Here is a 13,377-nt window from a genome sequence, read left to right on the forward strand (position 1 = left end):
AGTGCGCTGACCTGGTACTTCCACCCGGAGGCGAAATCCCCTGCCCGCGCGCCGACAATCAATCTCGGCCGTGTATTTGTCAAAAGCCTAGACCGGCGCTGATCACCATGTCAAATCGGCTCCGCAGAAATACTCGCAGCCCATTCGACACTTATTCGATGACCGTGCCGATATGTGTTTGTCAAAACCCAGCAAGGCCACCGGGACAGACCACGGTACTGCGACTCTGCGTGAGTCCAGCGTAGGATCTGCACCAACGAACCGACGACCGGAGACATGCTGCCTCAAGCCGCCTAAGTCAACTGGGGTGCCGCAAGATCGTACCCGGTTCGACTCGCAACGTCAAGTTGCTCGACCCGGTGGAACTTGTCCGACTCGGAGAACATTACCACCGAGGCGAACCGCTCATCACCCGGCCCCACCAGGCTCTCGAAGACTCTCGAGATCCCGTTTCGGCCGGTGCTCCGTGCGGCACGGGGAAAAGTACGCACCGCGCCGCACGGAGTCAAATCCGCTGGTCATCACGCCGACGACGTGCTACTCGGCCTGATCCGCAGTCCCGACACCGGGCCGCAGCCACAGCCTCGCGCCGCCGGCCGGGGCCGAATGCACCACGTCGGCGGCCGACACCGGATCTCCCGAGTCGGCCAGGGCGAGCTCGTAACCCCAGGACTGGAACTCCCGCAGCACGGCAGCGGGCTCGGCACCGTCCCGCCGCGTCGCGGTCGGCGAGAACGTGCAGACCACGTGCGGCCGATCCCGGCGCAGCAGCCGAACCAGTCCGCCGAGGGCGCGCTGGGTGCACCCGGGGGTGTCCACCCGCACCACGGACAGCCGCAGCCCGCGCAGCTCGGCCAGCCCGTCGAGATGCCGGTCCAGCCGCACCGCGTCGACGTACTGCGGCTCGACGGTCTCGCCTGCCTCCGCGTCGGCGGGAGCCGAATCGGAGAACAGGTCCACGGCGGGCTGCGGATTCAGCCGCAGCCCGCCGCCGGGCGCAGGCTCCGCCGTCAACCTGCCCGGCTCGTCCCAGGCCGCCGCGGAGACGACCGTCAGCCGGGCCGCCGCTGTCGGACTCACATTGACCGCCACGTTGCGCCGCAGCAGCGCCGCCGTCTTCTCACAGGGTTCGACGGCGACGACCGCCCCTCGCGGGCCGAGCCTGCTCAACACCCGCACGGTCTGGTAGCCGACGTGCGCACCGATGTCGACGAAGACGCCGTCCGGTTCGAGCAGCGCGTCGATCAGCGTGGAGAACTCCGGCTCCCAGACCCCGTGGGTCGACAGCCAGGGCAGCATCACCCCGTCCTCGGCAGGCAGCCGGATGAGGCCCGCGTCGGACAGGACCAGCGAACTCGGCGGTCCGTCCGGCACGCCGACCTGCCGCTCGTGCTCCCGGACGACGACCCGTCGGAGCGCATCGGCGGTACGGGCGGTGCGCTCCACGTCGTGCAGCCGTGAGGCCAGGTCGCCGTCGCGTTCCCGGAGCGCATCGGCCACCCTGGACTCCAGGGAGTCGATCCGGTCCAAGGTCTTGTCCAGTGCGGCCGTCAGGCGGTCCAGTCGCTCGGCGACCAGATCGACCTGGCGATGCCGAGTGCTCGACTCGGTCGTGGCCGCCTCCTCCACCGCGCGCAGCCGCTGCTGATGGCCCGCGAGGTCGGATCGGGCCCGGACCACCGCATCGTCGGTGCCCACCAGGTGCTCGGCGAGCTGGCCGCGTTGCCGGTCGATCCTGGCGATCTCGGCGCGCAGGGCCTCCAGTTCCACCGGCTCGACGCCGCTCGCGATCTCGTCCTGTCTGCGCAGCAGCTCGCCTGCGGTGCGCTCGACGCCGTCGATGAGGGAGCGCATCACCTCGCGAAGGTGCCCGTCGTAATGGCTGAGCGCCTTGAGCATCGCCCGCTGCAAGGCCGGAGCCAGCATCCGGCTGCCCTGGGTGTCGACCTCGGGGGCGCGATGCAGGGCGTGCCGGGCGGCGACGAGCGGCTTGAGCGGGTCGTCGTCGACGGCCCGCTGCTGGGCGCGGGACTGCCGCCAGCTCCGATAGGCCACCTCGACCATCCCGCGCACCTGCTGTGCAGCCCAGTGGACGTCGCGTGCCGCCAGCAGGTGGTCGCGCGCGGCCGAGCCGAGGCCTGCGACCGCGTCAGGCGCGTCGGCGAAGCGACGCAGCAGCTCGGCAGCCGACCGCATGTCCGGTTCGCTACGGCCCTCGAAGCACGGCACCAGGGCCGCGAGGTCCCCGCCGAGCAGGTCGGCGGTCGAGCCGTGATCGCTGGTCAGCACCGGCACGCCCCTGGCCACCGCCGTCAGCAGCCGCAGGGCGATGTCGTCGCCGCCGGTCACCAGCTCCGCGTCGCGATGCAGCGACACGATGCAGTCCGCCGCGTCGATCAGTTCGTGCTCGGTGACCCTCGTCGAGTCCAGCAGCGTGACGCGACGATCCGCCGCCGTCGCCAGCCGCAGCCGCTCGGCGCTCTCCTGGTGTTCCCGCGCCCCGGCGACGAGCAGCACCAGCCGCACGTCGGCTCGATCCGGGAAGGCCGCGAGGAAGGTGCCGACCAGGCCGAGCGCGTTGTCCCGTCGCTCGTCGGCGTGATCGATCGAGGCGGCGAACACCATGCCGTCGTCGAGTCCGAGCCGCGCCCTGGCCGCCTTCCGCGCGGGCAGGTCGAGCAGGCCGGGGTCGGGCACCGGCAGGGACACCACCCGGACCGGACGCCCCGCCCGCTGCATCCTGGACCGCGTCGTCTCGGAGAGGACCCACAGTTCGGCGGCCTGCGGCGAGACGGCGACGCCGTTCACACACACCTGTACGAGATGGCGTTCCGGCATCGTCAGCGCATGGCCGGTGCAGTCCAGCACCACCGGATAACTCGGTTCCGTCGCGGTGGGCAGCCCGGACTGCTCCACCGCCGAGCGCAGCAGGTCGGCCACCGGATGATCACCGAGGACGGAGACGCCGAGCTGGTCGAGCAGCTCCACACCCGCGTACTCCGGTACCGAGGGGACCGTCTCGGGATGCACCCGGCCTGCGGCGAGGCCGGGCCCCGCGCACCAGGCACGGAATCCCTCCGCATCGACGCCGAAGGGGTCCGGGAACTCCCCGCGCAGCGCCTCGTCACCACGCCACACCGCCGCGACCCAGCGGTTGCCGCCCGCGCGCCGCTGCATGGCGTCGGCCGGGTCGGCCGCCCACCCGAGGAAGGCCTGTGCCTGCGGGACTCCGTCGTCGTCGGTCACCGCGAACGCGGGCGGCGGCGGCGGGGCACCGGTCCGCTCGGCCGCCATCCAGCCGTCGTGGAACTCCCGGCGCAGCTCCACCGGGAGCGCCACCCCGTCGGGCAGGACGTCGAAGCGCGGCGACTGCGGCCGAGCGCCCGGCTCGCCCGCCTTCGCCAGTTCCTTCAGGTAGGCGGCGCACAGTCCGGCGAGTTCAGGATGCTCCGACAACAGCACCCTGGGCCGGTCGCTGACCCTAGTGGACAGCAGCCACGGACGCTGCGGGTCGAAACCGTCGAAATGGACGGTCCGCAACGGCGTGCCGTCGGCGATCATCAGCAGGCCGTCCTCGTCCCGCCACAGCTCACGCTGAGCGGCGTTCCAACTCGACAGCCCGACCCCAGCGTCACGGAGCACTCGGTGGTCGACCAGGGCCGGTGCGCCGTCCAGGAAACCCGTTCCGTCCGGGGCCATGCGGACCTGCTGCGCCCAGGAGTGCAGGAAGCGCTCCGCGCCGGGTGCCACGGCGACCAGTCCGGTGTCGAAGGTGCCGCCGACGGCCAACTCCTCGGCGGCGGGCCGGAGTCCGTCCCGAGGCAGCGGTTCCAGGACTCGGGGCGCCAGCACGAGCGGGCGCTCGTGCACGGCGGGGACCACCCGGTCGAGCAGCGAGCCGACCACGTAGACCCAGGGGTCGAGATACAGGACCGGATAGCCCAGCCGCAGCAGGTGGACCAGCAGTCGAGGCCGCAGCGCGGCGCGGAGCTCCTCGCCGGTGCACGCCGTGGCCAGCCGGTTCAGCTCGGCGTCGGACACGCCGATGTCGACGGGCCGCAGCACCTCGCCGTCCCGGTCTGCCCCGCCGTCGGCGCCCGCGCCGTCCCGGCGAGGCTCGTCCACCGTCAGCAGGATGAAACGGGTGTCGGGGTGCTGAGCTCGCAGTGATCTGCGGAGCACCGTCGCGGCGGCCGCCTCGCCCGCCAAGACGATCGAGCACACCGTGATCGCCCAGGCGGTCGGCCCGTCGTCGTCGGCGTTGCGGACGACGTCGGACCGCTCGGCCCGCGGCTCGGCGACTCCGGGGAGGCCGGCCCCTGGGAGGTCCGAGGCCGCGCCGTCGAGCTCAGGGGTCTCCTCCGGCCACCGCGCCTCCAGATCGTCCTCCGGCGGGCCGGCGTCCGGCTCGGCGGCGAGGTCGGAAACAGCAGGCTGGTCTGGAGCGGCGAGGTTGGCGATGCGCTCGCCGTCTGCTGGCACATCCGTCACGGTTACCGAACCTATCGCCTCCACTGAATCACCCGTCCCATCGATCCCGTCAGAAGGTCACCGGCTGGGCGGGCGATGCCGTCGGAGATCAGAGCATCGGCATCAGGGTGCGCAGCTCGTACGGAGTGACATGACTGCGGTAGGCGTCCCACTCGGCCCGCTTGTTGCGCAGGAAGAAGTCGAAGACGTGCTCGCCGAGGGTCTCGGCGACCAGCTCAGAGGACTCCATGACCTCGAGCGCCTCGATCAGGTTCTGCGGGAGGCTGGCATAGCCCGCCGCGCGCCGCTCGCGATCGCTCAACGACCAGACGTCGTCCTCGGCGGCGGGCGGCAGCTCGTAACCCTGCTCGACGCCCTTGAGTCCGGCGGCGATGATCAGCGCATAGGCGAGGTAGGGATTGCACGCCGAGTCGAGACTGCGGATCTCCACCCGGCGGGAGGAGGCCTTGCCCGGCGAGTACATCGGCACCCGTACCAGGGCCGAACGGTTGGATCGTCCCCAGCAGACCGCGCTCGGGGCCTCTCCGCCGGTGACCAGCCGCTTGTAGGAGTTGACCCACTGGTTGGTCACCGCGGAGATCTCTCTGGCGTGCCGCAGCAGTCCTGCGACGAAGGCCTTGCCGGTCTCCGACAGTTCGTGCGGGTCCTCGGCGTCGTAGAAGGCGTTGCGGTCGCCCTCGAACAGGCTGACGTGGGTGTGCATCCCGGAGCCCGCCTGGCCGGTGAAGGGCTTCGGCATGAAGGAGGCGTTGACGCCCTGCTGGATGGCGACCTCCTTCACCACGTAGCGGAAGGTCATCACGTTGTCGGCCATGGTGAGGGCGTCGGCGTAGCGCAGGTCGATCTCCTGCTGGCCGGGCGCGGCCTCATGGTGGCTGAACTCCACCGAGATGCCCATCGCCTCCAGGGTCTCGATGGCCCGGCGGCGGAAGTGCGGGGCCGTGTTGTGGCTCGCCTGGTCGAAGTATCCGCCGGAGTCGGCCGGGATGGGCTCGGTCCCGTCGTCCGGCAGGTTGCGCAGCAGGTAGAACTCGATCTCCGGGTGCACGTAACAGGTGAAGCCCGCCTCGGTCGCCTTGGACAGCGTGCGACGCAGCACGTGCCGGGGGTCAGCCCAGCACGGCGAGCCGTCCGGCATCGCGATGTCGCAGTACATGCGCGCCGAGTAGTGCTCGCCGTCCGGGGTCTCCCAGGGCAGCACCTGGAAGGTGGCCGGGTCCGGCCTGGCCACCATGTCGGACTCGTAGGCGCGCGCGAAGCCCTCGATCGCGGAACCGTCGAAGCCGATGCCCTCGGCGAAGGCGCCCTCCAGCTCGGCGGGCGGCACCGCGACCGATTTGAGGAACCCGAGCACGTCGGTGAACCACAGCCGAACGAAGCGGATGTCCCGCTCTTCGAGCGTGCGAAGGACGAACTCCTGCTGGCGATCCATGAGCCGCAGCGTAGGCAACGCCGATGAACGGCGTGCTACGCCTCGCCGTCGATCGCCGCAGACGACGACCCGAGTCCCGCCACGCCGCGGCGTCGACGACCGTCCGGCGACCGTCGACGCCGCCGGAGATCAGCAGGTGACGTCGTCGGCGGGGACCTCGAGATCGACCAGATAGCGGATGCCGATGTCGTCCACGCAGGTCACTCCCTGAAGGAACACGCCGTGCTGATTGCCCTCGAAGGTCAACAGGCCCGCGCCCATGGCCTCGGCGAGGTCCACGCCCGCCTGGTAGGGGGTGGCCGGGTCGCCTGTGGTGGAGATCACCAGGGTGTCCGGCAGGGTCGCCGGGTCCAGTTCGAGATCCTCGGCGGTGGCGGGCACCGGCCAGAAGGAGCAGACGTCGCGCACGCCCCCCGGCTCGCGGCCGTCGTCGAGGAACGGCGCGGCCTCGCGGTAACGCCGCTCGGCCTCCTGGGCCGTCGCCTCGTCCATGCGCTCGGTCTCGTCGACACAGCGGATCGCGTTGAAGGCGTCCGTCATGTTCGAGTAGCGCCCCTCGGTGTCGCGACCGTGGTAGAGGTCGGCGACGAACATCAACATGTCGCCTTCCCCGACCGCGAGCATGGTGAGGCCTATGTCGAGCAGCTCCCACAGCTCCTGGGTGTACAGGGCCTGGATGACGCCGGTGACGGCGTCGTCGTAGGACAGCTCCCTGCCGTCCTCGGTGGGAGCGGGCGCGTCGATCAGCGGCTCGACGAGGGCGCGGAACACGGGCAGCGCCTGGGCGGGGTCGCCGCCGAGCGCACAGGTCTCGCGGGGCGCGCACCACGCGGCGAACGCGTCGAAGGCCTGCTGGAACCCGGCGCCCTGAGCCACCAGCTCGTCGACGGCGTTCTGATCGGGGTCGACGGCGCCGTCCAGGACGAGCGCCCGGACGTTGTCCGGGAACGCGTCCGCGTAGGTGCTGCCGAGCGAGGTGCCGTAGGAGAAGCCGAGGAAGGTCAGCTGCTCGTCGCCGAGGACGGAGCGCAGCAGGTCGATGTCACGGACGGCGTCCACGGTGCCGACATGGGCGAGCAGTTCCTCCCCGGAGCGTTCCACGCAGCGGGCGACGTACTCCTGAAGCCGCTCTTCGGCGGCGGCGACGCCCTCCGGCGAGGTGTCGACCTCGTTGATCAGCCGGTCCGCGTCGGCCTCGTCGTCGGTCGAGCACCGAATCTGAGGCTCGCTGGTGCCGACGCCGCGCGGATCGAAGCCGACGAGGTCGAAACGCTCGCCCAGCTCGCCGCCCGCGATCTGGGGCACGAGGCCCGCAGCGGCGACGACGCCGGACCCGCCGGGTCCGCCGGGGTTGACCAGCAGTGATCCGATCCGGGACTCCTGATCGGCGGCAGGCCTGCGGAGCAGACCGAGACTGATCGTCTCCCCGTCGGGGTCGTCGTAGTCCAACGGGGCCACGGCCCTGGCGCACTCCAGGCCGGTGCGGCCCAGCAGCGGCCGCTCCTCCTCAGTCAGGACGAAGTCGTCGCAGGGGCCCCACTGCAGCGACTGGCCGTACAGCTCGTCGAGCCCCTCGGGCACCTCGCCCGCAGGCCCCCGCTGCTCGACGGAGATCGCGGGTTCGGCGGCCCCGTCGACGGAGACGGTGCAGGCTGCGGAGACGGACAACAAGGCCAGCAGAGATGCCGCGGTCAGGGAGGCTCGGCTCAGACGTCGCACGGGGTAATCCTGCCAGTGCGGTGTGACGCGGGCCGGACCTGCTGTGACCGCGCGGTGTCGCCGTACGAAGATGTGCGCATGGCGCAGCTCCGGATGGCACTGGCTCAGGTGGACGCGACGGTCGGCGACTTGAGCGGCAACGCGACGATGATCGTGGACCGCGCACGGCAGGCGGTCGAGGAGGGCGCCCAGGTGGTGGCGTTCCCCGAGATGGTGCTGACCGGCTATCCGATCGAGGATCTCGCGCTGCGGCGTTCCTTCGCGACGGCGGCGCGCGCGGAGATGGACGTCGTGGCGCGGCGGCTCGCGGAAGCGGGCTGCGGCGGCGCCCTGGTGGTGATCGGCTACCTCGATCACGACGAGGAGGGGCCGCGCAACGCCGCCGCGCTGGTCCACGAGGGCCGGGTGGTCGAGCGCTACGCCAAGCAGCATCTGCCCAACTACGGCGTCTTCGACGAGTTCCGCTACTTCGTGCCCGGCAGGCGACTGCCGATCGTCCGCTTCGGTGGTGTGGACATCGGCGTGGTGATCTGCGAGGACATCTGGCGCGAGGAGGGGCCGACGTCGGAGCTGGCGGCGGCGGGGGTCGACCTGGTGCTCTGTCTGAACGGTTCGCCCTACGAGCGGGCCAAGGACGACACGCGGGGCGAGCTGGTGGCCAGGCGAGCCAGGGAGCTGGGTGCGCCGATGGCGTACGTGAACCTGGTCGGTGCCCAGGACGAGCTGGTGTTCGACGGCGATTCGATGATCGTCGACGGCAGCGGAGCCTGCCTCGCCCGGTCGCCGCAGTTCGTCGAGGACCTGCTCGTGCTGGATCTAGACCTTCCCCCGCGCGGCGAACAGCGAGCCGAGGAGCACGCCGCCCGTGGAACCTCGGAGATCGTGCGCACCACGATCTCCGAGTCCGTGCCGCCCGCCGCGGCAGGCACCCCGCAGCCGAGCCCCGCCGAGCCGCCGCCGCTGTCGGAGGAGGCGGAGGTGTGGTCGGCGCTGGTCACCGGGCTGCGAGACTACGTCGCGAAGAACGGCTTCCGGACGGTGCTGCTGGGGCTGTCCGGCGGCATCGACTCGGCGGTGGTCGCCGCGCTGTGCGTGGACGCCGTCGGGGCCGATCGGGTGCACGGCGTGTCGATGCCCTCGTCCTATTCCTCGGAGCACTCGAAGTCCGACGCCGCCGACCTCGCGCAGCGCACCGGGCTGCGCTACCAGGTCCAGCCGATCGTGGACATGGTCCGAGTGTTCGTCGATCAGCTCGGACTCTCGGGCCTGGCTGAGGAGAACGTCCAGGCCCGCTGCCGGGCGGTGACGCTGATGGGACTGTCCAACCAGGACGGACATCTGGTGCTGGCCACCGGCAACAAGACCGAGCTCGCGGTGGGGTACTCGACGATCTACGGCGACGCGGTCGGCGGATTCGCGCCGATCAAGGACGTGCCCAAGACCTTCGTCTGGCGACTGGCCGAGTGGCGCAACGCCGAGGCGCAGCGGCGCGGCGAGACGCTGCCCATCCCGCCGAACTCCATCACCAAGCCGCCGTCGGCGGAGTTGCGGCCCGATCAGATGGACTCCGACAGCCTGCCCGACTACCCGGTGCTGGACGCGGTGCTCGACGCCTATGTGGAGGGCGACCAGGGTTACGCGGACCTGGTGGCGGCGGGCTTCGACGCGGAACTGGTGGAGCGGATCGTCCGGATGGTCGACGCCGCCGAGTACAAGCGCAGGCAGTACCCGCCGGGCACCAAGATCACCCTGCGTGCCTTCGGTCGGGACCGGCGACTGCCCATCACCAACCGGTGGCGGGAGCACAAGCCGACGCCGGCGCAGGCTCAGGTCTGAGGGCAGGACTCTGAGGGCAGGGCAGCGAGTCCGGCTGTCGCCGCCAGGCAGGCTCAGCAACGCCTGCCGCCTGCCGACAGCCGACAGCCACTCGGCCTGCCGACTCGGCCTGCCGACTCGGCCTGCCGTCGGCCGCTGGCCTGCCGTCGGCGTCGGCCGCTCCTCGGCCGGGGACACGGCTCCGCCTCGTCGGCTGCGAGCGGCGGGCGGCGGGCGGCGGCCCCCACCGGGGCTGCGGGGCAGGCCGGACGGCCCTGCGCAGGACGGCTCCGCCCAGGGCGGCCCTGCCCAGGGCGGCCTATTCGCCGGTTCGGCCGTCGACGCGTTCGCGGAGCAGGTCGGCGTGACCGTTGTGCCTGCAGTACTCCTCGATCAGGTGGACGAGGATCCAGCGCAGCGAGCGCTTCTCCCGGCCGCCCAGCCCGATCACCTCGACGGACTCCGCCCCTGCGACGAGGGCGTCGCCGTTGGCGATCTCCGCGCGCCAGGCGTCGAACGCCTGGTCGACGTCGGCCTGCGTGACCGTCGCGGGATCGACGTCGTCGAAGTCGCCGTCGGGGCTGGCGTCGCTGTAGAACAGCGGGGGGACGCCCTCGCCCATCAGGGAGTTGCGGAACCAGCCCCGCTCCACCTCCGCGAGGTGCCGGACGAGCCCCAGTAGAGACAGTGTCGACGGCTCGACGGATCGGGTCGTGAGCTGTTGCGGCGTCAGGTCGGCGCATTTCATCGCCAGCGTCTGCCGGTGGTAGTCGAGGAAGCCCATCAGCACTTCGAGCTCGGTGCCCTGATTCGGCGGGTCACGCCTGTCATCGGTCATCGAGGCATGATGTCGGCTGCTCGTGGCCGGTGCACCTGGTTTTCCTCACCTTCGCCTACGGCGGGCGGCCGGGCAGGCCGCTCCGCGCTCGGGCCGCGCAGCACCGTTCCTGCGGCCGGGGCCTGCTCAGACGCAGCAAACGCCCGCCGACGTGAGCAGCATCCCCCCGCGTCGAGCTGTGAAGCCGATCCCACCCGGCTGCCTCACCGCCCCCGTTCGTGACACGCTCGATGTCAGGACCATTCACGATGACCCAGGGACCTGCTCGCAGGCCTTGAGGGAGGACGGTCGACGATGACCACGGTTCGTGAGGACGAGCAGCCCGCGCCGTACGGCACCGGGGCTGCCACGACCAAACCCGCCCGGCGAGTCCGGGTACATCACCTGCGGGAGATGAAGGAGCGCGGCGAGGCCTGGCCGATGCTCACCGCGTATGACATGTACACCGCGAAGATCTTCGATCAGGCGGGCATTCCCGTGCTGCTGGTCGGCGACTCGGCGGCCAACAACGTGTACGGCTACGAGAGCTCGCTGCCGGTGAGCACCGAGGAGATGCTGCCGCTCGTCCGGGCGGTCACCCGGTCGGCGAGCCGCGCGCTGGTGGTCGCAGATCTGCCCTTCGGCAGCTACCAGGCTTCGCCGGAGCAGGCGTTGACCACGGCCGTGCGGATGATGAAGGAAGGCCGCGCCCATGCGGTCAAGCTGGAGGGCGGGAGCCGCTTCGCCCCCCAGGTCGAGGCGTTGACCTCGGCGGGCATCCCGGTGATGGGACACATCGGCTTCACCCCGCAGAGCGAGCACGGCCTGGGCGGTTATCGGGTCCAGGGGCGCGGCGCGAGCGCCGACGCGCTGGTGGCCGACGCGCTGGCGTTGGAGGCGGCCGGGGCCTTCGCGGTGGTGTTGGAGATGGTGCCCGCCGAGGTCGCCAAGCGCGTGACGGCGGAACTCGCGATCCCCACCGTCGGCATCGGAGCGGGGCCGGACTGCGACGCGCAGGTCTTGGTGTGGCAGGACATGGCAGGCCTCAACCAGGGGCGGTCGCCGCGTTTCGTCAAGCGCTATGCCGACGTCGCAGGCGTGCTGTCGCAGGCGGCGAGTGAGTTCGCCGCCGACGTGCGCGGCGGGAGCTTCCCCGCCGAGGAGCACTCCTTCCACTGAGGGGTCGACGAGACGCCGAGTGCCCCGGCGCGCGGCCTGGAACGCCACGGCTCGAGCGCGTTGGGGCTGCCTGGCCCGATGGTCGTGCACGCCTCGGTGTTCTCTCGGGTTCCGGTGTTCTCTCAGGTTCCGGTGTTCACACGGGCCTCGGCACGCACGGCAGGCGGAACGGCGATTCCGCCGGGCCGAGAGGGCTGGTGGCGGACGGTCGCTGCCGACCGTCCCCATCGGCTCCGCCTGCCGCCCCGGCTGGGCCGACTCCGGCCGGGCTGATTCCGATCTGGCTCCCATTCGTCCCGGCCCCGGCTCGACCGGGCTCGAGCGGTTCGGATCTCGACCAGTTCTGATCAGACCCGACCGGCCCCGGCGGCTCCAGACCTCGGCGGGGCCGCGGCTGGACGCTGCGGGGCGCGCATGGACACGGAACGTGTCGATAGTCGCGATCGACGACAGCGACGACGCGGCAGGCGATAGGGGCCTCAGGGACGGAGACTGCGACGGCAGGACAGGATGCGAGGTCATGCCGCAGATCATCTCGGACGAGAATCACCGCAGGTAGTGTCAACTGTCATGAGTTTTCCATGACAGTTGACACCGATCTTCATGACAACTGTCATGAACCACGCTCGTCCGGCAGCGTCGCCGTCGACGCGCGACTACCGTGAGTGCATGGACGGAGACCAGACGGGCGCGCTGTCGTACCCCTGCGGCGCGGCAGGCTGCCCACATCGTCAGCCGAGGACGGCCCCGGCTCGGCAGTGCGCCTGTCTGCCGGTCGGCGCCCCCGATCACCGGGCCCGCGTCCATCGACCACGCACGGACGCCCGGGCAAGGCTTTCGACGGCGGACGAGCGCAGCGCCGGCCTGCCCGGCCCGCGCGGATCGGCTTTCCACGCCCCGCCGACGGGAACAGACGGCGTCCCGCCGGTGTCAGACGGCAGGCGGCGGGGTGCCGTCCCCGAACGGGCTGCCGCCGAGCGCCGCCCTGCCGTGCGGCGAGTGCCAGCCCGCGAGATCAGGTCCCGCCGGCACGATCCGACTCGGGTTGATCCGCTCGTGGGTCTGGTAGTAGTGCCGCTTGATGTGGTCGAAGTTCACGGTGTCCCCGAAGCCGGGTGTCTGGAACAGGTCCCTGGCATAGGCCCACAACACCGGCAGTTCGGTCAGCTTGTTCCGGTTGCACTTGAAGTGGCCGTGGTAGACCGCGTCGAACCGCACCAGGGTGGTGAAGAGCCGGACGTCGGCCTCACTGATCGACTCCCCCACCAGGTAGCGACGTCCGGCCAGCCGGTCCGACAACCTGTCGAGTTCGCCGAACAGATCCGCGAACGCCGCCTCGTAGGCCTCCTGCGAGGTGGCGAAGCCTGCCCGGTAGACGCCGTTGTTGACATTGCGGAAGATCGGCTCGACCACCTCGTCGATCTCCGCACGGGCCGCCGCCGGATACAGGTCCGGGGCGCCGGGACGGTGGAAGTCGGCCCATTCGGTCGACAGGTCCAGCGAGATCTGCGGATAGTCGTTGGTCACGACCTGCCCGGTCCGGGTGTCCACCAGACTGGGCACGGTCACCCGGCCCTTGAACTCGGGGTCGCGGGCGAGATAGGCCTCGGCCAGGAACTCGATGTCCAGCACCGGATCGCGACCGCCGGGATCGAGGGTGAACCGCCAACCCCGATCGTCGCGGATCGGATCGACGACGCCGAGGGACAGCACGTCCTCCAGGCCCAGCAGTCGCCGCACGATGATCGATCGATGCGCCCACGGACAGGCCGTCGACACCACCAGTCGATAGCGATCCGGCTCCACCGCGTGGCCCGCCGAGCCGGACGCGGTGATCCGATCGGTGAAGCGGTTCGCCTGTCGGACGAACTCGCCCTTGGCCGAGGTCTCCGCCGTGAACTGCGCACCAGACATGTCGGCAAGC

The 13,377-nt window shown here is 70.9% G+C and carries 7 protein-coding genes; 2 read left to right on the forward strand and 5 right to left on the reverse strand.

Translation table 11 applies throughout. The annotated features are described in order from the left end of the window. Window positions 1-537: 537 nt before the first annotated feature. The 3 genes from UA75_RS25870 to UA75_RS25880 form a co-directional block, all read right to left on the reverse strand. Window positions 538-4,491 carry an FkbM family methyltransferase gene (locus UA75_RS25870; protein ID WP_083690909.1) on the reverse strand — a complete coding sequence of 1,318 codons (3,954 nt, stop codon included), beginning with the start codon at window positions 4,489-4,491 and terminating at the stop codon, window positions 538-540. An 88-nt stretch (window positions 4,492-4,579) separates the two neighbouring features. Further along, complete coding sequence (locus UA75_RS25875; RefSeq protein WP_075742472.1) at window positions 4,580-5,923, reverse strand: glutamine synthetase family protein; 1,344 nt, start codon at window positions 5,921-5,923, stop codon at window positions 4,580-4,582. Window positions 5,924-6,052: 129 nt separating this feature from the next. Further along, window positions 6,053-7,642, reverse strand: a complete 1,590-nt coding sequence (locus UA75_RS25880) for an alpha/beta hydrolase (RefSeq protein WP_232237450.1) — start codon at window positions 7,640-7,642, stop codon at window positions 6,053-6,055. A gap of 78 nt (window positions 7,643-7,720) precedes the next feature. On the opposite strand from UA75_RS25880, the gene UA75_RS25885 reads away from it, so the two are divergent. Next, complete coding sequence (locus UA75_RS25885) at window positions 7,721-9,478, forward strand: NAD+ synthase (protein WP_075742473.1); 1,758 nt, start codon at window positions 7,721-7,723, stop codon at window positions 9,476-9,478. A 298-nt stretch (window positions 9,479-9,776) separates the two neighbouring features. On the opposite strand, the gene UA75_RS25890 is transcribed toward UA75_RS25885, so the two are convergent. Further along, entirely contained in the window at window positions 9,777-10,295 is a 519-nt protein-coding gene (locus UA75_RS25890) for a DinB family protein (RefSeq protein WP_075742474.1), read from the reverse strand. 294 nt (window positions 10,296-10,589) lie between these two features. Here UA75_RS25890 and panB point away from each other — a divergent pair, with 294 nt between their 5' ends. Continuing rightward, the gene (gene panB / locus UA75_RS25895) at window positions 10,590-11,453 is read left to right on the forward strand and encodes a 3-methyl-2-oxobutanoate hydroxymethyltransferase (RefSeq protein ID WP_075742475.1); all 864 of its coding nucleotides are present in this window, start codon (window positions 10,590-10,592) and stop codon (window positions 11,451-11,453) included. A 930-nt stretch (window positions 11,454-12,383) separates the two neighbouring features. Here the strand turns inward: panB and UA75_RS25905 are convergent. Beyond that, window positions 12,384-13,367: a glutathione S-transferase family protein gene (locus UA75_RS25905; protein ID WP_075742477.1), complete on the reverse strand. Its 984-nt coding sequence runs from the start codon at window positions 13,365-13,367 to the stop codon at window positions 12,384-12,386. Window positions 13,368-13,377 lie beyond the last annotated feature (10 nt).

Origin of the sequence: Actinoalloteichus sp. GBA129-24 (assembly GCF_001941645.1) — a bacterium.
In the GTDB taxonomy this organism is placed as follows: domain Bacteria; phylum Actinomycetota; class Actinomycetes; order Mycobacteriales; family Pseudonocardiaceae; genus Actinoalloteichus_A; species Actinoalloteichus_A fjordicus.